Source organism: Niallia sp. FSL R7-0648 (assembly GCF_038007005.1).
Taxonomy (GTDB): Bacteria; Bacillota; Bacilli; order Bacillales; family Cytobacillaceae; genus Niallia; species Niallia circulans.
In genome coordinates this window covers 2,474,097-2,492,608 of record NZ_JBBOWE010000001.1, presented here as the reverse complement: position 1 = coordinate 2,492,608, position 18,512 = coordinate 2,474,097, and the positions used below count along the sequence as shown (strand labels likewise).

The window sequence follows — 18,512 nt, the reverse complement described above, 5'->3', positions numbered from 1 at the left end:
TTCAAGTGGTTTTCGTAAATTTATATTAATGTCCCATTATAAGCGTGCCTAGTATATGGTAAAAAATAGGGAACAAAAACAATACTACATTGGCAATTATACCTACTAGTGATAAGGTATCTCTATTCCGTTTATACCCTAAAAAGCCGATGACTGCTCCAAATGGATACAAAAAGAGCGGCATAAGAACAGGTAATCCTTGAATTTTCTCCAACGGAATGATGTCTGTAAAAAAATTAAGAATCAATAGTCCAAGGACAATAGGAAAAAGAATCGATAGCACACCTAAAAAGCTGCTTTTATTACTTTGTTTTTCTCTGATTTTCTGATGCACATTCATACTCCTTTCAGATTTGCTTTTCATAAATTCACTTTTTGAAAACATGAGAGGATGAAACTTTATATGTATACTTTACTATACAATTATTGGAAGTGTATGTAATTTTTCGAAAAAAGTTGTATTTTTACATTTAATAAGAGGGAGAATAATTTTGCTAATATCTGATAAACTGTACGGGAATTTTGAGATAGAAAAAGTTTTAATAGAATTAATAGAAAGTAAGCTAATCCAGCGATTAAAAGGAATTCATCAAGGTGGAGCAAGTTATTTAGTAAATGAAAACTGGAATGTAACGCGCTATGAGCATTCAATTGGGGTTATGCTTTTAATCCGAAAGCTTGGAGGTTCGATAGAGGAACAAATTGCTGGTTTATTGCATGATGTGTCTCATACTGCCTTTTCCCATATTATTGACTTTGTCTTAGATAAACAGAATGAGAATTATCATGAGGAAATATTTCTTTCTGTGATAAAGGATTCTGAAATACCGATAATCTTAGAAAAATATCATTATGACTATGAGAAAATAATCGGAGACGATTCTAAATGGACGATTTTGGAGCAGCCTGCACCAGAATTATGTGCCGATGGTGTGGACTATACATTACGGGATATGTATACATATGGAAAAATATCGTTAAAGGAAGTAGAGGGGTTTTTAGAAAATGTTGTAATAGTTGAAGGGAAAATGTGTTTACAACATGTCGATTCGGCAGAATGGTTTGTTGAAACCTATTACAAAGAGGTCATCGATTTTTTCATGCATCCATTAAATATTTATGGATATGACCAGTTAACAAAAGTTTTAAAAGCAGCTTTAGCTCATAGCATCATACAATTTTCCGCTTTTTTAGGGGAGGATAAGGAGTTAATTCATAAAATAAGTACAGCCAAGAATGTGGAGCTCCAAATGCTATGGAATAAGCTCCATCCCAGTGTGAAAGTAATCGAAGATGAAGAGGATTTTGATATCCATTTAAAGAATAAGGTTCGACTTATTGACCCATTAATTTTCTGCCGAAATAAACTAATAAGTGCTTCAAGCCTTTCGCAAAAAATTCAAGGGATGAATCATGCAGCTTTGCAAAAAGCGAAGAAAGGTGCTTATGTAAAAGTGATAGAAGCGTAAGGGTTTGATGATCAGTTTTTTATTATTTTTTCCTCTGACTTACTGCATGATTCTTAAATTAATGGTTAATCCCTGTATAGGTCATTCATAAAAAGTCATATGTGGTTTTTCGGTTTTATAGTAATGGATGCGGTCACTTAATGTTCCGGTATGAAATTCGAATTTATGGCCATCAGGATCAGTAAAATAGATTGATTTTTTATCTTTTTCATCTCTTTCTCTGCCATCGAGAAGGGAAACATTAAGGTGCTCTAATTTTTTTAATGTTTTATCATAGTCAGCTTCCTCTATCGAAAAGGCAATATGTGTATAAGAATGGTGAATCTCGTTTCTTGGAATCTCTTTCTCTTCGTTTAAGGCTAACCATATTCCACTTAAATCAAAATAGGCGGTAGAACGACCTTTTACTAGCAATTTTGCATCAAAAACCTGTTGGTAAAAAAGAATAGATTTTTCTAAATTAGAAACAGAAAATAACAAGTGATTGAGTCCATTTATCATTGTAATCCCTCCTGTTATTATAATTTGTTAAAAGCTTAAATAATTCCTTTTTTAATAGTAATACAATATATTAAAAGGATACTAGTTATTTATGAGTGTTTTTTTAGTAACGATAAAAGAGACATTTCCTTAAGCAGCAAATGTCTCTTTTACTTTCCATTAGATTTTTTTCAGATAAACATAGCTTACTTTATCATATTCCATTTTCTCTTCATAAAAGCGATGGGCATCGATTCGCTGTAAACCAGAGGATAAAGACACGATAGGATAGTCATTAGCGACAGCCCACTCATGAACATAGTTTAATAATACCTTTCCATATCCTTTCGACCGATGCTTGCTGTCTGTAATTAATTCGCATACCCAGATAAATTTGCCGTTATACAAGGTTATCATAGGCATAAACCCACAAAGGGCGACAATTTCATTCTGATTATAAAGTGCAATCAAACGGTAGTCTTCTTTTTGAACAGACTCTGACACTAATGTAAGATAAGTATCCAAATTTAATTGCGTTCTCAATTGTTTCATAACAGGAAAAGCTTTTTCCCATTCTGCTTCAGAAGTTAATTCTTTAATAAGTAATTGGTCATTTAACATATCCATTCCTCCCTTTCTATCTCTAATGTAATGGCAATCTGGTATAATCTAAAGTGCCAGAATTGTTCTTTTTAAAGGTATCAGCTGAAGGGAAGGAGTGGAGACTAATGCTAGAATTAACACCAATTTTACAGAAGGATAGTGGTAAGCCCCTTTATATGCAGTTAGCGGATTTTATTAAACAAGAAATTATGAATAAACATATTTCACCGAATGAAAAATTGCCATCGAAAAGAAAGCTGGCGGAACATTTGCAAATTAGTTTAAACACAGTCCAATCGGCCTATGATCAACTTTGTGCAGAAGGATATGTGGAAAGTATTCCGCGAAAAGGATTATTTGTATTAACTATTGATGAAGAATTTCGAAATCGGTTCGATACAGAAGAGAATAAGGAAAAGCAAAAGGTGGAACAGGCAAAGCCTGTGAAAATAGACTTTAATTCAGGAAATGTCGATAGTAGCTATTTTCCCTATACTACTTGGAGAAAACTTTCTATGCAATCGATATATGAAGACCAAAACTTCTGGTTTTCGAATGGAGATCCACAAGGGGAATTTAATTTAAGAGAGCAGATTGCTAAACACTTATATGCGACAAGAGGCGTAAACTGTCATCCCGACCACATTATTCTTGGTGCAGGTACGCAAATGCTAATTGGGTTAATTGGTTTATTGATCGGAAGGGATAAAACATACGCCCTTGAAAATCCGGGCTATCATCGAATTAGAGTTGTTTTACAAGATATGGGGATTAAAGTTTTACCAATTTCGGTTGAGGAAAATGGCATGAATGTTTCGCAATTGAATGAGAGTAAAGCAAATATTGCTTATGTAACGCCTTCTCATCAGTTTCCATATGGAATGATTATGCCTATTACACGTCGATTAGAATTGCTTAAATGGGCAGAAAAAAACGGCGGTTATATAATAGAAGATGATTATGATGGGGAGTATCGCTACAAAGGAAAGCCGATTCCGGCACTTCAAGGACTAGACAAGAACAATCGGATTATTTATCTAGGAACCTTCTCAAAATCCTTAATCCCATCTCTGCGCATAAGCTTTGCTGTCCTCCCAAAATCTTTATATTCTATATATAGGAAAGATTTTACCGTGTATAAACAGACAGTTTCTCGCATGCACCAAGACACTTTATATCGTTTTATTAAAGAGGGCCATTGGAATAGTCATTTAAATAAAATGAGAACATTATATCGAAAGAAGCGCCAAGTATTACTGCAAACGATTCAACATCATTTAGGTGGATTTGTAAAAGTGATTGGAGAAAATGCTGGCCTTCATATTGTTTTAGAAGTTCATACTGAGTGGACAGAAACACAATTAATAGAAAAGGCATTGACCTGTGGAGTTAAGGTATATCCGCTTTCCATGTATTACTTTGAGAAAAGCTATACAGGTAATCCAAAAGTAATTTTAGGGTATGGGGGATTAACAGACACAGAAATGGAAGAGGGTATTGGTTTACTGAGAAGTGCTTGGGAGATCGGGAGTGATTAATGAAATTAGCTAAACAAAAGCCATTTTTAAGATGACTTTTGTTTAGGAATTTTAGATTATTCTTGCGAGAAAATTATCGATATGTATCATGAGTAGGTGTAAACAAATCCTCGGCAGAATTGCGAACTATGGAAAAATGATCGACATTATAATGGCCATGCAATATTGTATTGTGGTGCTTTATAATGGTCTCGGCAGAAAGGATAGAAGAATCAGTTGTGGAATGGCCATCCCCAACTAGCGTGACATCCATATGATTAACCGTTGCTGTTCGGACCGCTGTATCAATACAATAAGGAGTTTCGCAACCCATAATAACAAGATGGCGCATTTCTTTTTCCTGTAGATACTCTAATAAACCTGTTCCATAGAACGCATTGGTTGCATATTTATCAAAGATTTTAACTTCGCGAGGGACATTTATATCGGAGTGAATATCAAATCCAGGTCCTTTTCCTCCTGCAACATCTTTATCTCTTACAAAAATGATCTCTATCCCTGATTCAATAGCTTTCTTTATTACTAAATTGATTGTTTCTAATAAACCTTGTTTGTTATAGACTCCTTTTGTTTCCGCATTTCCTTCAACCAGCTCTTGTTGTACATCAATAATTAATAATGCTTGATTCAATCGAAAAACCCCTTTAAACAAGAATAGTAGTAGCTTTTTAACTACGATATTATATTCGCGATTGTGGAGAGATTTTCCTTTTGGAGATTAAGGAAGGTTAAATAAACTTTTAGAGGCTTTTTATTCCAAGTATTAATTTGAAGGATTTTCTATTTTTAGTAGCTTTTTTAAATCCTTCTTTTGAGTCGATAATAAGCACTGTTTTTCCAACCCAAATTCTAGTATATAATGATTGAAATTTAATAGGTCTCTTTATTCCTTTTTCCTCAAACTCTGTTCCATCTTGTAATTCTGTTTCTGTTCGTATAAGCCATTTGTTGCCTATACCAAATTCTATGTATTTCAAAGTGATTCCTCGTTTCTACTATTTAGTTAAGGTGTTATTTCGATAAGAATAATATATTGGTGTTAAAATCATCGTTCATAACCAAGATGAACGCCGCTTTTCAAGAGACAGAGCCCAAAAAAAGGTGTTCATAAGCAAGATGAAAACCACTATTCAATAGATAGAGCCCAAAAAATGTGTTCATATTCGAGATGAAAACCACTATTCAATAGATAGAGCCCAAAAAAGGTGTTCATAATCGTGATGAAAACCACTATTCAATAGATAGAGCCCAAAAAAGGTGTTCATATTCGAGATGAAAACCACTATTCAATAGATAGAGTACAAAAAAGGTGTTCATAGGCAAGATGAAAACCATTATTCAAGAGACAGAGCTCAAAACTAGCGTTCATAACCAAGATGAGCCCCACCTTTCAAAAACAGTGAGTAATATCAGCATTCATCCATCATAAAAATGGTTCATAGAAAAATTCCATGAACCATTCGGGGAACAAGCTCCGAAATAAACACCTATCCTAATTAACGGTGTGCTTCATAAACAGATGCTTTGGAAATCTTTTTGATGAATGCTATTTCATCCGCAGATAGAGGGGCACTGTTAACTGCTTTTGCGTTAGCGCGAAGCTGTTCTGCTGAGCTTGCTCCTGCGATGATGCTAGCGACAGCGGGATGAGCTAAATTATATTGCACGGCAGCCTCTGTAAGTGTACGATTATCTAAGAATTTCTGTTCCAGTGTTTGTAATACTTCTGTCAGTTCTTCTCGAGAATAATCTAAATAGCCTTTCTCCGATAGTTTTTCCCGATATTTAGGACTTAAAAGACCTTTTGCAACCGGTCCGCGAGTGACAACACTAATATTGTTTTTGGCAAGTAATGGCAGTGCTTCTTCCTCAGGCCGTCTGTCCAAAATGCTGTATTGCATCATGACAGAAACAATTGAAGAACGTTTCACATATTCGCGAATGACATTGGGACGAATGGAGGAAATACCATAATAATGAATAAATCCTTCTTCTTTTAATTCTTCAAATGCCTCAATCGTTTCCTCTATTGGATCTTCCATCGTGCCTCCGTGCAGCTGATATAAATCAATATAATCTGTGCCAAGGCGCTTTAGGCTTTGTTTTACTTGTTCTTTAATATAGGCTTTACTTGCATCCCAAACCCAGCCTTCTTTTCCTTCTTCCCACTTATTGCCTACCTTTGTAGCAAGAATGACATCTTCGCGATTATTCTTGAAAAACTGACCGAGCAATTGCTCATTTTTTCCTTGATCATATAGATCTGCTGTGTCAAAATAATTAATTCCTTCTTCAAGTGCTGCTTCTAAAATTGGGAAAGCAGTTTTTTCTTCGGTACCGAGACTCATACAGCCTAGACCTAATTTGGAAACAAATAAGTTAGAATTGCCTAATTGAGACTTTTGCAAAATTGAACACCTCTCCATTAAAGATATCTCTTATTGTACGAAAGATGCTGTTTATTCACAAAGAATATGGCTTATTTTTGAGAGCTGTCAGCATTTGCGTTTATCCAATCTTTTACATAAGTAAATTCCGTTTGGTATTTTTTAAGAATATAGCGGATTTCCCAAGCCTTTCCTGATAAAATAATTCCTTTTTCCTGAATATATACTTTCAAAAGCTTCCCCCAATCCTTTCCATTGAACAGAAATGAAGTATAATAATTTATATGTCAGAGCTTTGGCTTAATAGAACAGGAGTGTGTCAAATGAGTACATTGGAAGAAAAAACATTAAAAACAGAGCATATTTATAGCGGGAGAATCATTCAAGTTCAAGTGGATGAGGTCGAATTGCCGAATGGGAAAACGTCCACGCGAGAACTTGTAAAGCATCCAGGCGCGGTTGCTGTAATAGCGATAACGGATGATAATAAACTAGTTATGGTAGAACAATATAGAAAGCCGCTTGAAAAAGTAATTGTGGAGATTCCTGCTGGGAAATTAGAAAAAGGCGAAGAACCAGCTCTTTGTGCTAGAAGAGAGTTAGAAGAAGAGACGGGATATGAATGTGAATCTCTAGAATTGGTAAGCTCATTCTATACTTCCCCAGGATTTGCTGATGAAATTATTCATGTATATGTGGCAAAAGGATTAAAGCAAAAAGAAAATGCAGCAGGACTTGATGAAGATGAGTTTGTGAATGTACTAGAAATTACACTAGATGAGGCATTGGAATTTATCAAAGAAAAGCGTATTTTTGATGCTAAAACGATTTTTGGGGTACAATATTTACAAATTGCAAATTTAAAGGAGTAAAAATGAATTCGTATTACACTGATTTACATATCCATATTGGTAGAACAAAGAGCGGGAAACCGGTAAAAATAACAGCATCAAGAAACTTAACTTTAACGGCAATCATAGAATATGCCAGTAAGCAAAAAGGTCTTGATATGATTGGGATCATTGATTGCCATTCTCCTGAGGTAATATTGGAAATGGAGGAGTTAATAGCACAAGGGAAGATGCTGGAATTAGCCGATGGTGGGGTGAGAATGGAAGAAATCACGATTATTCTTGGCTCAGAGCTCGAAATATATGATTCTTTCTGTAAGGGTCCTATTCATGTGCTATGCTATCTACCGACGTTGGCTAAAATGAGGGAATTTTCTAATTGGATTTCTCACCATATGAAAAATGTAACATTAAGCTCGCAGCGCCTTTATATCAGTGGAAAAGAATTACAGTATAAAGTAAAGGAATTAAATGGACTATTCGTTCCTGCCCATGTCTTCACACCGTTTAAAAGTTTATATGGTAGCGGAGTTAATCGTTCCTTTAAAGAAGTTTTTGACGAGAAAATGATTGATGGGATTGAGCTTGGTTTGAGTTCTGATACCGAGATGGCAGACCAAATCGCAGAATTACATTCTTTTTCATTTATAACCAATTCTGATGCTCATTCTTTAGAAAAAATGGCTCGGGAATATCAGGTCATGGAAATGGAGGACGCTTCTTTTGCTGAATTTGCAAAAGTACTTCATCAAGAAGACGGTAGAAAAATCATTGCCAATTATGGATTAGATCCGAAATTAGGTAAATATCACGAAACAGTTTGCATGAAATGCTATGCTCCATTCTCGGAAACGACAGGGATCTGCACAGAATGCGGAAGTCATAAATGGGTAAAAGGGGTGGCAGCAAGGATTAGCGATTTAAAAGATGCAGCCAGTGCACCTAGTAGACCTCCGTATATTCATCAAATACCGTTAGAATATATACCTGGATTAGGAAAAAAAACGCTGCAAAAATTACTCGATTATTTTTCAACTGAAATGCAAATCATTCATGAAGCCCCCTATGAAAAACTAGTGGAGATTGTGCCAAAGAAAGTGGCAGATTATATTGTTGCAGCAAGGACGGGAATGGTAGACTTGCAAGTTGGCGGGGGCGGCAAATACGGCAAGGTCAGAGTAGATAAGTAATATCAAAATCCCACATAATCATTTGTGGGATTTCTTCATTATGTCAAAGAATAAAGACAAATATCTCTTAATTCTTCTGTATCGGCACTTAGTGTCTCATTTTTCAAAATTCCATCTAATGAGAAGCCGAGTTTTTCTGGGATAGCACGGCTTTTCATGTTGGTGGAATCTACTCGTATCTCAATACGATTAGCCCCAAGAGTACTTTGTGCGAACTTTATTAATGCTTTTGTACTTTCGGTAATATAGCCTTTTCCTGTATGAGCTGAATCACACCAATAGCCAATTTCAAACACGCGGACTTTCCAATCGATTGAATGTAGACCGGTTGATCCAATAAATTCATTTGTTGCTTTTAAATAAATATGTAATCGAATATCTTCTCTTAAAATATATTTGGCATATGATTCTCGTACGCCTGCTTCCACTTCTTCTAGTGTTTGCTCCTGATTGGCAAAACTCATCCAAGGTTTAAAGTCTTCTTTAGACCGCTGAATGCTTTCATATACATCTTTGCCGTCTCCTGGCATACAGGGGCGTATGACTAGCCTTTCTGTTTCGATCGTTTCTGGTAAATCGATTAATACTGGTTTCAAAACACTCACCTCAATTTGTTAATCTATCTATCTCTATAATCAATAATATAATAATCTTATTATTTTTTCATTTCTATTAATAATAGATTTATAGTCATATGCCCTTTTTTTTTGCATAAACATTAACTAACAGACTTGGCGGGAGGAAAGGCAATGAAAAAGAAAAAATATCAGAATATCCTAGTGAATCATATACGCGATCATTCCTCAATTTACTTATTTATCATTGTATTGTTTTTAATGGGGGTTATTTTTGGTGCAATTGTAGTGAATAGTTTGTCTCTCTCCCAAAAGGAAGATCTCTATTATTATTTAACACAGTTTTTTGGACAGGTTTCGAATGGACAAGTAGCGGACAGCAAAGATTTGTTTTTTCAAAGCTTTTCGCATAATAGTAAGTATATTGGTTTTATTTGGCTGTTAGGTATTTCGATCATAGGATTGCCTATTATTTTAATTCTACTATTTATTAAAGGAATGGTAGTTGGTTTCACAGTTGGCTTTTTAGTAAATCAAATGGGATGGCATGGATTTCTACTATCTTTTGTGTCGGTTCTGCCGCAAAATCTAATTGTTATTCCAATTTTTATAATTTCTGCTACACTATCAGTAGCATTCTCTTTTAAAATGATTCGCCAGCAGTTTATGAAGAAAAAGGGAGAACCAATGCTGCCGCTGTTTGCTAGATATACTATTCTTCTAATAATGGCCTTTATAGTAATCGGCATTGCTGCTGCAGTAGAGGCATATATTTCGCCATTATTAATGAAAGCTGTCATTAATATGGTACAATCTATTATTATTACTATCCCTTTTTAATAGAGGGGTGCTGCTTCATTCATTATCGTTGATAGTCATTATAAATTAATAATTATTATTAATTGTTATTTATAATAATTTTTATTAGGATTCTTTTCCTACTTCTGTTATAATGAGATGGACAGTGGCTAGGGAGGGACTTTCGGAATGGAAAGTAGAATAGATAGAATAAAAAAGCTGTTGCATTCTTCGAGCTATAAATTAACTCCCCAAAGGGAAGCAACAGTTCGAGTATTATTAGAAAATGAAGAAGACCATCTCAGTGCAGAAGATGTTTACTTACTCGTTAAAGAGAAATCTCCTGAAATTGGATTGGCAACCGTATATCGCACACTTGAACTACTTACGGAATTGAAAATTGTTGATAAAATAAATTTTGGTGACGGTGTTTCTAGGTATGATTTGAGACAAGAAGGTGCAGCCCACTTTCATCACCATTTAGTATGTATTGAATGTGGAGCAGTGGATGAAATTCAAGAAGATTTACTAGGAGATGTAGAGAAATTAGTAGAGCGTGACTGGAATTTTAAAATTAAAGATCATCGTCTAACATTTCATGGTATTTGTCATCGTTGCACGGAAAAAAACGAGGATGTTTCATCCGCAGAATAAACCTTTTCAGTTGAGAAGGTTTTTTATTTTTGTTATTTACTAATTCAAAGAAGGAATGTTACCTTTATCACATATTCATAGGATATCAAATGAAAACGAAGGGGGAATTTAACGCTTTAAATAATATTTATTTCTATTATAATAAGAATAATAGGTCCATTAGGTATATTAAATGTCCAATCTGGCATAGCTTGTATTATAGAAGTTATGGAGGGATTTTGGATGAGATGGACAAAAGCAATTATAAATACACTAAAAGTATTTCTCCTATTTACAGGATGTACGATTCTTTTTTATTATGCAATCGTTTGGTTTAATCAAGAATATCAACAACTACATCGCTATGATGAGCCATCAGGTTCTGCCATCAAGGTGAATGCAGATAATAGTCTGGAAACAGAAAAATATTCATGGAGGGATCGAATATTCCTGTTTTACTTAAATGGGGAATAGTCCTATGGAAGATCAATTAAAAGATTTTATACATTATTTATTAGTGGAAAAGGGTTTAGCGAGTAATACACTTGTATCATATGAAAGAGACTTAAAAAGCTATATAAAATATATGAAAAATGTAGAACAATGTAATCTCAAAGAAATACAGCGTTCCCACATTATTCGCTTTTTAGGTTTTTTAAAGGACCAAGGAAAGTCCTCTAAAACAATCGCACGACATATAGCATCTATTCGTGCATTTCATCAATTTTTATTCCGGGATCGTGTGCTTGAAGAGGATCCAACTGTACATATTGAAACACCGCAGGCAGAAAGAACATTGCCTAAAGTTCTATCCATGGAGGAAGTAGAAGCACTGCTTGATTTTCCTCATAAAAATGACCATTATGGACTCAGAGATAAAGCGATGCTTGAGCTTCTCTATGCAACAGGAATCCGTGTGAGTGAGTTGATCAATTTAAATATGGATGATGTTCATCTTACAATGGGGTTTATCCGCTGTATCGGAAAAGGGAACAAAGAAAGAATCATCCCTATTGGCGGAGCAGCTACGAGGGCATTGAAGGATTATTTGCATCAAGGGAGACCAACATTTTTAAACCAAAAGAAATCCACGGAGCATTCCTTGTTTCTAAATCACCATGGCAATCGATTAACAAGACAAGGCTTTTGGAAAATTTTAAAGCGTTTAGGGAAGGAAGCCCATATTGAAAAAGAAATAACACCGCACACATTAAGACATTCGTTTGCAACTCATTTATTAGAAAATGGTGCTGATTTAAGAGCGGTGCAGGAAATGCTCGGTCATGCTGATATCTCGACAACTCAAATATACACCCATGTAACAAAAACTAGATTGAAAGATGTATATAGTCAATTTCATCCTCGTGCCTAGTGGGCGGGAGATAGTTTTTTTTAAAAGGGTAAATAGTAAGGAGAAAAAGACACTGTCAGCAAACTTGAACAGTGTTCTTTTTTCTTTTTATATGAAAAAAGGTATAATGAAGAAGAAAATAGAAAACAATTTTTATTTTTCCAAAGTGAAAGATAACAATTTTGAAAAAGATGTCAGACTTCTGACGATTATGCTATAATTTTTATGGTTAATAAAGATACATATAGTAGGACAAAATAGGGTTAAATGAAATGGTAAAAGGAGGAAAAAGATGTCTACATATAAATATAATCGTGTTTTCCTAATTGTAATGGATTCTGTAGGGATTGGCGAGGCACCTGATGCGAAAAAATTTAATGATGAAGGAGCACATACATTAGGGCATATTGCTCAAAGAATGAATGGTCTTCATATGCCGAACATGGCGAAATTAGGTCTTAGTAATATTGAGGAAATTGCTGGTGTTGAGCGGGCTGATACTCCAATTGCTTATTATACAAAAATGCAAGAAGCATCAAACGGAAAAGATACCATGACTGGACACTGGGAGATAATGGGTCTAAACATTGCGACACCATTCCGTGTATTCCCGGAAGGATTCCCAGATGAACTATTAAATGAAATCGAAGAAAAATCTGGACGCAAGATCATTGGAAATAAACCAGCTAGTGGAACAGAAATTCTAGATGAGCTAGGCGAAGAGCATATGAAGACTGGTGCTTTAATCGTCTACACATCAGCAGATTCTGTGCTGCAAATTGCTGCACATGAAGACATTGTTCCTTTAGATGAATTGTATCGTATTTGTGAATTAGCAAGAGAATTGACACTCGATGAGAAATATATGGTTGGTCGTATTATTGCTAGACCATTTATTGGCGAGCCAGGCGACTTTAAACGTACTGCAAATCGTCATGACTATGCTCTAAAGCCATTTGATCGAACTGTAATGAATGAATTGAAAGATAATCAAATTGAGAGTATTGCTATTGGAAAAATCTCTGATATTTATGATGGAGAAGGTGTGACAAAATCATTGAGAACCGTCTCCAATATGGATGGGATGGACAAACTAGTTGACACACTAAAAATGGATTTTACAGGTTTAAGCTTCTTAAATTTAGTAGATTTTGATGCTTTATTTGGACATAGAAGAGACCCAATTGGCTATGGAAAGGCATTAGAAGAGTATGATGCTAGACTGCCAGAAGTATTGGAATTACTGAAGGAAGATGATTTATTAATCATTACCGCTGATCATGGAAATGATCCGATCCATCATGGAACAGATCACACAAGAGAGTATGTACCATTATTAGTATATAGCAAATCATTAAAGGAACCGAAAGAGCTGCCGCTACGTAAAACGTTTGCTGATATTGGAGCAACAGTAGCAGATAATTTCAGCGTAAAGATGCCAAAGCATGGCACAAGCTTCTTAAATGACTTAATATAAGGGGAATAAAAAATGAATTATACGATGATTAAGCAATCAGCTGATTTTTTAAAACAAAAATATGCGAAAACACCTAAAATTGGTTTAATTCTAGGCTCAGGCTTAGGCGTTCTTGCAGGGGAAATCGAAAATCCAGTAAAAATACCTTATGAAGAAATTCCAGAATTTCCGGTATCAACAGTAGAAGGTCACGCTGGACAACTTGTATTCGGTACAATTAAGGGAATCGAAGTGGTAGCAATGCAAGGTCGTTTCCACTTTTATGAAGGGTATACATTTGATAAAGTAACTTTCCCAGTTCGCGTTATGAAGGAATTAGGAGTAGAAAAATTAATTGTAACCAATGCTGCAGGCGGGGTGAATGAAAACTTTGCACCTGGTGATTTAATGCTAATCTCTGATCATATTAATAATATGGGCACCAATCCATTAATCGGACCAAATGACAGTAAGTTAGGGGTGAGATTCCCTGATATGTCAGAAGCATATTGCAGAAATCTGCGTGATACAGCACGCAAGGTCGCAAGCAGTATTGGACTGAGTATTCAGGAGGGTGTCTATGTGGGAAACACAGGTCCATCATATGAAACGCCAGCAGAAGTAAGAATGCTTCGCGTATTAGGCGGCGATGCAGTGGGGATGTCGACTGTTCCGGAAGTAATAGTCGCTCGTCATGCAGGTCTGAAAGTATTAGGGATTTCTTGTATTTCTAATATGGCTGCAGGTATTCTAGATCAACCACTGAATCATGAAGAAGTAATCGAAACAACAGAAAAGGTAAAAGCAAATTTCCTGCAATATGTGAAAGAGCTAATTAAACATATAGGTGCATAATGAAGTTTTCATCCTAAAGAGTTACTGATTTACCGGTAACTCTTTAGACAGATATATTTTTACACCGTTTACATAAATCAAAAAATTAAAAAAAGCAGTAATTTGACTTGAATTTTTGCAATTTTAAAGAAAAAAATTCCATACATATGAAGGAGAATTCAAATTATGGCATTCAGAATGGTCGATTTAATTGAGAAGAAAAGGAACGGTTTAGAATTATCCAAAGAAGAAATCTCTTTTATTATTAAAGGCTATACAGATGGAACGATTCCTGATTATCAAATGAGTGCATTTAGTATGGCTGTATTTTTTCAAGATATGACAGCAGCTGAACGTGCTGAATTAACAATGGCAATGGTTCATTCAGGAGATGTCATTGATTTATCTGCCATTGAAGGAATTAAAGTGGATAAACATTCAACTGGGGGAGTTGGCGATACTACCACATTAGTATTGGGACCATTAGTGGCATCAGTAGGTGTTCCAGTGGCGAAAATGAGTGGAAGAGGACTCGGTCATACTGGTGGAACCATTGATAAATTAGAATCAGTAAAAGGTTTCCATGTGGAAATAGAAAAAGAGGAGTTTATTGACCTAGTAAATAAGAATAAATTAGCGGTTATTGGACAAAGTGGGAACCTCACTCCTGCTGATAAGAAGTTATATGCTTTACGAGATGTAACCGCGACTGTTAACAGTATTCCATTGATTGCCAGCAGTATCATGAGTAAGAAAATTGCAGCAGGTGCAGATGCCATTTGCTTAGATGTGAAAACAGGTGCTGGAGCATTTATGAAAACATTGGATGCATCTAGAGAGCTTGCTGAAGCAATGGTGCAAATAGGGAATAATGTGGGCAGGAAAACAATGGCTGTTATTTCTGATATGAGTCAGCCTTTAGGATATGCAATCGGAAATGCACTAGAAGTAAAAGAGGCAATTGATACATTAAAGGGGCATGGACCAGAAGATTTGACGGAACTATGTTTAACTTTAGGCAGTCATATGGTCTATTTAGCTGGAAAGGCAGAATCAACGGATAGAGCGAGAGAAATGCTGCAAGAGGTAATAGATAATGGCAAAGCGCTCGAAACGTTCAAAATTTTCTTAAGTTCCCAAGGTGGAGATGCTTCTGTTGTGGATCAAACAGATTTATTACCTAAAGCTAAATTTATTACGGAGCTTCCAGCAAAAGAATCAGGCTATGTCGCAGAAATAACAGCTGACAGCATTGGGACTGCTGCTATGTTATTAGGAGCTGGCCGAGCAACAAAAGACTCAGAAATTGATCTGGCGGTAGGCTTAGTTTTACGCAAGAAAATAGGAGATAAAGTGGAGGCTGGCGAATCACTCGTTACGATTTATAGCAATACTGAAGAAGTAGACGATGTAATAAAAAAATTGGATGAAAATATTAAGCTTTCACCAAATGAAGTAAAAGCTCCTACGCTAATTTATGAAATAATTACAGAATAAGAAGAAAAGACTCACGATTGAAGCTAATAGCTGATCATTTGTGAGTCTTTTGCTTTCTTTATTGAAGAGGAATAGCTAAAGTTTTATTGTATTCTTTCACATAATGCAATCCGCCAATATGCAGTTCCAGCGGCCGAGATTTTGTGTCAAATAGCAATGATCGCTCATTATTAATTGTTCCATCCTTGTTAGTTATCAACTGGTGATTGGTTGTTGTTTTTAAAGGAATTCTTTCTTGCTCTTCATTGATAATACTTACTTTATCTAATAAAACAGAATCACTCGAGGAGATACTTATTGATAGCATATCATTTAACTGGATTTTCTTTATAGTTACTTCATCATTCTCTAATGGTATTACTCTATTTTCTTCTTTCCCTGTAAGCGCAATGGATTTATTTATCGATTTATAACCGATAAAGTCTTTCATGAGAATTTCGAGTGAATGGATATCTTCTGGAAGGCCATCATATTCAATCGAAAATGTATTGTTTTTGTTAATGGATGAAGAAGTAGTAAAGCCTTCTTGGGAGAGAGGCTGACCATTTGCGACTAGCTCTACTCCATTAAAACCATGATTGAGCCGGTCATAATTGTCGACATGAAACGTGCCTTCTATAACCGTTTGAGTAGGAGTAGCTGTGATTCTTTTAAAATGAATAGTACCTTTATCTACATTCCATTTTTTATTGATAGATTGCTTCATTTTTGTTTGTAATGCTTCCTTATGATTATAGGGAAAGGAGATATCAGTTGTACCTTCCATTGTTTCATCATCTTTCCAGTAAACATAGTGCAGCTGGAGCTTTTTCGAAAAAGCATTAATGGGATCAAAATTTAATATTCCCGTGATTTTTGTTTTGTCATCATTTTTTTCAAAAACGGAGCTATTCATTTTTGCATTTGTAAAAAAGCCAGTAATGTTCCTTGGTGAAAAAATGTGATCTAGATCATTTGGCAAGCCTTTATTATTTTCTAATGTAATATAAACAACCAATCTATTTTCATCGGACATAAGTCCATTGATTGTTAATACAGTACCATTTTCTAATAGATAGGACTTCTCAATATTTTGCCCAAATCCTTTTTCATTTAAATCTTTTAAGGATTGATTCATAATGGTATCGAATCCTAACAGTTTTTTGCCGTAATAAGCCAATGCACTTGATTGATACGTCATAAAAATTAATAGAATTATTGCAGCAGCAGATAAGGGAAACCATCTCTTTAGGTTAGGGGAGTTTGTTTTTTTATCAAAAAGTGCTTTGCTTAGTCGCTGTTCTAATTCTGGCGGAGCTGTTATTTCTGCGATTTTCTTTTTTTCCTCTAGTAGTTTATCCTCTAAAGATTCCACTTGTCTTCCCCTCCATATATCTTCTTTAATCGTTTTAAGCCATTGTGTATTCTGGATTTTACTGTGCCGGTAGATACTTTCATGATGCTGGCAATCGTCTCATTATCGAAATCGTGAAAGTACTTTAGCTTGATTGCTTCCGCTTGGACTGGGGGTAATTTTGTTAATAATTGTACAATGTCTAGTGTTTCTACTGAATATTTATAGGGATCGGTTGTATGTAAAAGATTGTGCTGCTCTAAGTCATCCATAACTATTTCTCTACGTTCCTTTTTTAATTTCCCCTTACAAATATTCACTAAGATAGTTTTACTCCAGCTATAGAAAGATTCAATTTTTTCGAGCTGAGCAATTTTCTCATATAAGATGATGATCATTTCTTCCATTGCATCCATCGCATCATGAGAATTCCCCATATAGGAATATGCTAGACGATAATAATCGTCTTTTTGCTGCATCACTAATTGAAGCAAGGCTTTTTTATTCCGCTTTTTTGCCTTCTGTACAAGTTGTTCATCATTCATGTCTTCACCTCTCGCTTATAAGAGTATTTTATCGTTTAAAAAGTTCATTTTTTTGTATTTAATATATAAATATTTTCAGGACAACAAAAAGACACCCAATGGCTTGCAATCTGCCATTGGGTGTTTCCCCTTATTGTTTCGTTAAGATTACTGGTCCATTAGCTGTAATGGCTAAGGTATGTTCATATTGCGCAGAAAGGCTGCCATCAACAGTTCGTGCTGTCCATCCATCCAAATCAACCTTGGCATGATACATACCGATATTTAGCATTGGTTCAATGGTAATAACCATCCCCTCTTTAAGAGGTGTCCCAACGTGTGGAGGACCATAGTGAGGGATTTGTGGGAGTTCGTGCATTTCTCTGCCAATCGCATGTCCTACAAAATCTCGCACTACCCCATAACCTTTTGCTTCAGCGAACGTTTGAATGGCATGGGAGATATCTCCTACTTTGTTTCCAATGACCGCTTGTTCTATCCCTATGTATAATGCCTCTTCGGTTGTTTTTAATAAGTTTTTTGCCTCTTCGGAGATATTCCCAACCGCATAAGACCAGGCGGAATCAGCAAGCCATCCATCTAAGTTTACTACCATATCTATCGTAACAATATCTCCATCTTTTAAGGGGCTTTTGGAAGGAAAACCATGACAGATTACATCATTAATAGATGCACAAGTTGCAAAAGGATAACCGTGATAGCCCTTTTGTTCTGGAGTGGCTCCTCTTTGTAAAATAAAGTTTTCCGCAAATGCATCGATTTCTTCCGTAGTAATGCCTGGTTTGATTAACTTTTTAATTTCTTTATGACAATCAGCAAGAATTTCTCCTGCTTTTCTTATTTTTTCAATTTGCTCAGGTGTCTTTAAATGAATCAATTGTTATCCTCCTTTGAACTCTATTCATTATAACCTAGATCAGTAAACTAGCCTAACGATACCTATGAAATGCATGAAACATTCTATCTTCCTTT

22 protein-coding genes are annotated in these 18,512 nt (G+C 35.4%); 11 read left to right on the top strand and 11 right to left on the bottom strand.

What is annotated here, in order from left to right; translation table 11 throughout:
- Positions 1-25: 25 nt before the first annotated feature.
- Positions 26-334 (bottom strand): hypothetical protein, encoded by a 309-nt coding sequence (locus NSQ89_RS12110; protein ID WP_341132661.1) that lies wholly within the window; start codon positions 332-334, stop codon positions 26-28.
- A gap of 157 nt (positions 335-491) precedes the next feature.
- On the opposite strand from NSQ89_RS12110, the gene NSQ89_RS12105 reads away from it, so the two are divergent.
- Positions 492-1,469, top strand: a complete 978-nt coding sequence (locus NSQ89_RS12105; protein ID WP_341132660.1) for an HD domain-containing protein — start codon at positions 492-494, stop codon at positions 1,467-1,469.
- Between the two features lie 81 nt (positions 1,470-1,550).
- Here NSQ89_RS12105 and fosM read toward each other — a convergent pair whose 3' ends face one another.
- Together fosM and NSQ89_RS12095 are read right to left on the bottom strand one after the other, a co-directional pair.
- Positions 1,551-1,970 (bottom strand): FosM family fosfomycin resistance protein, encoded by a 420-nt coding sequence (fosM, locus tag NSQ89_RS12100; RefSeq protein WP_095322337.1) that lies wholly within the window; start codon positions 1,968-1,970, stop codon positions 1,551-1,553.
- Positions 1,971-2,129: 159 nt separating this feature from the next.
- Positions 2,130-2,570: a GNAT family N-acetyltransferase gene (locus NSQ89_RS12095; protein WP_047940297.1), complete on the bottom strand. Its 441-nt coding sequence runs from the start codon at positions 2,568-2,570 to the stop codon at positions 2,130-2,132.
- Between the two features lie 107 nt (positions 2,571-2,677).
- Here NSQ89_RS12095 and pdxR point away from each other — a divergent pair, with 107 nt between their 5' ends.
- The gene (pdxR, locus tag NSQ89_RS12090; protein WP_341132659.1) at positions 2,678-4,090 is read left to right on the top strand and encodes a MocR-like pyridoxine biosynthesis transcription factor PdxR; all 1,413 of its coding nucleotides are present in this window, start codon (positions 2,678-2,680) and stop codon (positions 4,088-4,090) included.
- A gap of 73 nt (positions 4,091-4,163) precedes the next feature.
- Here pdxR and NSQ89_RS12085 read toward each other — a convergent pair whose 3' ends face one another.
- The 4 genes from NSQ89_RS12085 to mciZ form a co-directional block, all read right to left on the bottom strand.
- Complete coding sequence (locus tag NSQ89_RS12085) at positions 4,164-4,721, bottom strand: cysteine hydrolase family protein (RefSeq protein ID WP_341132658.1); 558 nt, start codon at positions 4,719-4,721, stop codon at positions 4,164-4,166.
- Between the two features lie 109 nt (positions 4,722-4,830).
- Entirely contained in the window at positions 4,831-5,067 is a 237-nt protein-coding gene (locus NSQ89_RS12080; RefSeq protein ID WP_047940300.1) for a DUF3977 family protein, read from the bottom strand.
- 519 nt (positions 5,068-5,586) lie between these two features.
- Positions 5,587-6,498 carry an aldo/keto reductase gene (locus NSQ89_RS12075; RefSeq protein WP_341132657.1) on the bottom strand — a complete coding sequence of 304 codons (912 nt, stop codon included), beginning with the start codon at positions 6,496-6,498 and terminating at the stop codon, positions 5,587-5,589.
- A 71-nt stretch (positions 6,499-6,569) separates the two neighbouring features.
- Positions 6,570-6,710, bottom strand: coding sequence for a Z-ring formation inhibitor MciZ (gene mciZ, locus NSQ89_RS12070; RefSeq protein ID WP_047940302.1), 141 nt, complete (start codon positions 6,708-6,710; stop codon positions 6,570-6,572).
- A 90-nt stretch (positions 6,711-6,800) separates the two neighbouring features.
- On the opposite strand from mciZ, the gene NSQ89_RS12065 reads away from it, so the two are divergent.
- Together NSQ89_RS12065 and NSQ89_RS12060 are read left to right on the top strand one after the other, a co-directional pair.
- Entirely contained in the window at positions 6,801-7,349 is a 549-nt protein-coding gene (locus NSQ89_RS12065) for an NUDIX hydrolase (protein ID WP_341132656.1), read from the top strand.
- 2 nt (positions 7,350-7,351) lie between these two features.
- A complete protein-coding gene (locus tag NSQ89_RS12060; protein WP_047940304.1) occupies positions 7,352-8,518 on the top strand; it encodes an endonuclease Q family protein in 1,167 nt (388 codons plus the stop codon).
- Between the two features lie 38 nt (positions 8,519-8,556).
- Here NSQ89_RS12060 and NSQ89_RS12055 read toward each other — a convergent pair whose 3' ends face one another.
- Positions 8,557-9,114 (bottom strand): GNAT family N-acetyltransferase, encoded by a 558-nt coding sequence (locus tag NSQ89_RS12055; protein ID WP_251687695.1) that lies wholly within the window; start codon positions 9,112-9,114, stop codon positions 8,557-8,559.
- 153 nt (positions 9,115-9,267) lie between these two features.
- On the opposite strand from NSQ89_RS12055, the gene spoIIM reads away from it, so the two are divergent.
- The 7 genes from spoIIM to NSQ89_RS12020 all read left to right on the top strand — a co-directional run bounded on the left by spoIIM (position 9,268) and on the right by NSQ89_RS12020 (position 15,662).
- A complete protein-coding gene (gene spoIIM / locus NSQ89_RS12050) occupies positions 9,268-9,933 on the top strand; it encodes a stage II sporulation protein M (protein WP_047940306.1) in 666 nt (221 codons plus the stop codon).
- Positions 9,934-10,080: 147 nt separating this feature from the next.
- The gene (fur, locus tag NSQ89_RS12045; protein ID WP_047940307.1) at positions 10,081-10,545 is read left to right on the top strand and encodes a ferric iron uptake transcriptional regulator; all 465 of its coding nucleotides are present in this window, start codon (positions 10,081-10,083) and stop codon (positions 10,543-10,545) included.
- Between the two features lie 222 nt (positions 10,546-10,767).
- Positions 10,768-10,998: a YqzK family protein gene (locus NSQ89_RS12040; protein WP_047940308.1), complete on the top strand. Its 231-nt coding sequence runs from the start codon at positions 10,768-10,770 to the stop codon at positions 10,996-10,998.
- Between the two features lie 4 nt (positions 10,999-11,002).
- Positions 11,003-11,896, top strand: coding sequence for a site-specific tyrosine recombinase XerD (xerD, locus tag NSQ89_RS12035; protein WP_047940679.1), 894 nt, complete (start codon positions 11,003-11,005; stop codon positions 11,894-11,896).
- A 271-nt stretch (positions 11,897-12,167) separates the two neighbouring features.
- The gene (gene deoB / locus NSQ89_RS12030) at positions 12,168-13,352 is read left to right on the top strand and encodes a phosphopentomutase (RefSeq protein WP_047940309.1); all 1,185 of its coding nucleotides are present in this window, start codon (positions 12,168-12,170) and stop codon (positions 13,350-13,352) included.
- 12 nt (positions 13,353-13,364) lie between these two features.
- Positions 13,365-14,186, top strand: a complete 822-nt coding sequence (locus NSQ89_RS12025; RefSeq protein ID WP_144544859.1) for a purine-nucleoside phosphorylase — start codon at positions 13,365-13,367, stop codon at positions 14,184-14,186.
- A 165-nt stretch (positions 14,187-14,351) separates the two neighbouring features.
- Entirely contained in the window at positions 14,352-15,662 is a 1,311-nt protein-coding gene (locus tag NSQ89_RS12020; protein ID WP_047940311.1) for a pyrimidine-nucleoside phosphorylase, read from the top strand.
- 58 nt (positions 15,663-15,720) lie between these two features.
- Here NSQ89_RS12020 and NSQ89_RS12015 read toward each other — a convergent pair whose 3' ends face one another.
- From NSQ89_RS12015 to map, 3 genes are all read right to left on the bottom strand, one after another.
- Complete coding sequence (locus NSQ89_RS12015; protein ID WP_341132655.1) at positions 15,721-17,016, bottom strand: DUF4179 domain-containing protein; 1,296 nt, start codon at positions 17,014-17,016, stop codon at positions 15,721-15,723.
- A complete protein-coding gene (locus tag NSQ89_RS12010) occupies positions 17,004-17,540 on the bottom strand; it encodes an RNA polymerase sigma factor (RefSeq protein WP_341132654.1) in 537 nt (178 codons plus the stop codon). The genes NSQ89_RS12015 and NSQ89_RS12010 overlap by 13 nt, the downstream gene beginning before the upstream one ends.
- Positions 17,541-17,670: 130 nt before the next feature.
- Positions 17,671-18,417, bottom strand: a complete 747-nt coding sequence (gene map, locus NSQ89_RS12005) for a type I methionyl aminopeptidase (protein WP_047940314.1) — start codon at positions 18,415-18,417, stop codon at positions 17,671-17,673.
- Between the last annotated feature and the right edge of the window lie 95 nt (positions 18,418-18,512).

Coding starts and splice junctions, on each gene's coding strand:
- fosM (WP_095322337.1), bottom strand. CDS start 1,970: ATGATAAATGGACTCAATCACTTGTTATTTTCTGTTTCTAATTTAGAA.
- NSQ89_RS12095 (WP_047940297.1), bottom strand. CDS start 2,570: ATGTTAAATGACCAATTACTTATTAAAGAATTAACTTCTGAAGCAGAA.
- pdxR (WP_341132659.1), top strand. CDS start 2,678: ATGCTAGAATTAACACCAATTTTACAGAAGGATAGTGGTAAGCCCCTT.
- NSQ89_RS12065 (WP_341132656.1), top strand. CDS start 6,801: ATGAGTACATTGGAAGAAAAAACATTAAAAACAGAGCATATTTATAGC.
- NSQ89_RS12060 (WP_047940304.1), top strand. CDS start 7,352: ATGAATTCGTATTACACTGATTTACATATCCATATTGGTAGAACAAAG.
- spoIIM (WP_047940306.1), top strand. CDS start 9,268: ATGAAAAAGAAAAAATATCAGAATATCCTAGTGAATCATATACGCGAT.
- fur (WP_047940307.1), top strand. CDS start 10,081: ATGGAAAGTAGAATAGATAGAATAAAAAAGCTGTTGCATTCTTCGAGC.
- NSQ89_RS12040 (WP_047940308.1), top strand. CDS start 10,768: ATGAGATGGACAAAAGCAATTATAAATACACTAAAAGTATTTCTCCTA.
- xerD (WP_047940679.1), top strand. CDS start 11,003: ATGGAAGATCAATTAAAAGATTTTATACATTATTTATTAGTGGAAAAG.
- deoB (WP_047940309.1), top strand. CDS start 12,168: ATGTCTACATATAAATATAATCGTGTTTTCCTAATTGTAATGGATTCT.
- NSQ89_RS12025 (WP_144544859.1), top strand. CDS start 13,365: ATGAATTATACGATGATTAAGCAATCAGCTGATTTTTTAAAACAAAAA.
- NSQ89_RS12020 (WP_047940311.1), top strand. CDS start 14,352: ATGGCATTCAGAATGGTCGATTTAATTGAGAAGAAAAGGAACGGTTTA.
- NSQ89_RS12010 (WP_341132654.1), bottom strand. CDS start 17,540: ATGAATGATGAACAACTTGTACAGAAGGCAAAAAAGCGGAATAAAAAA.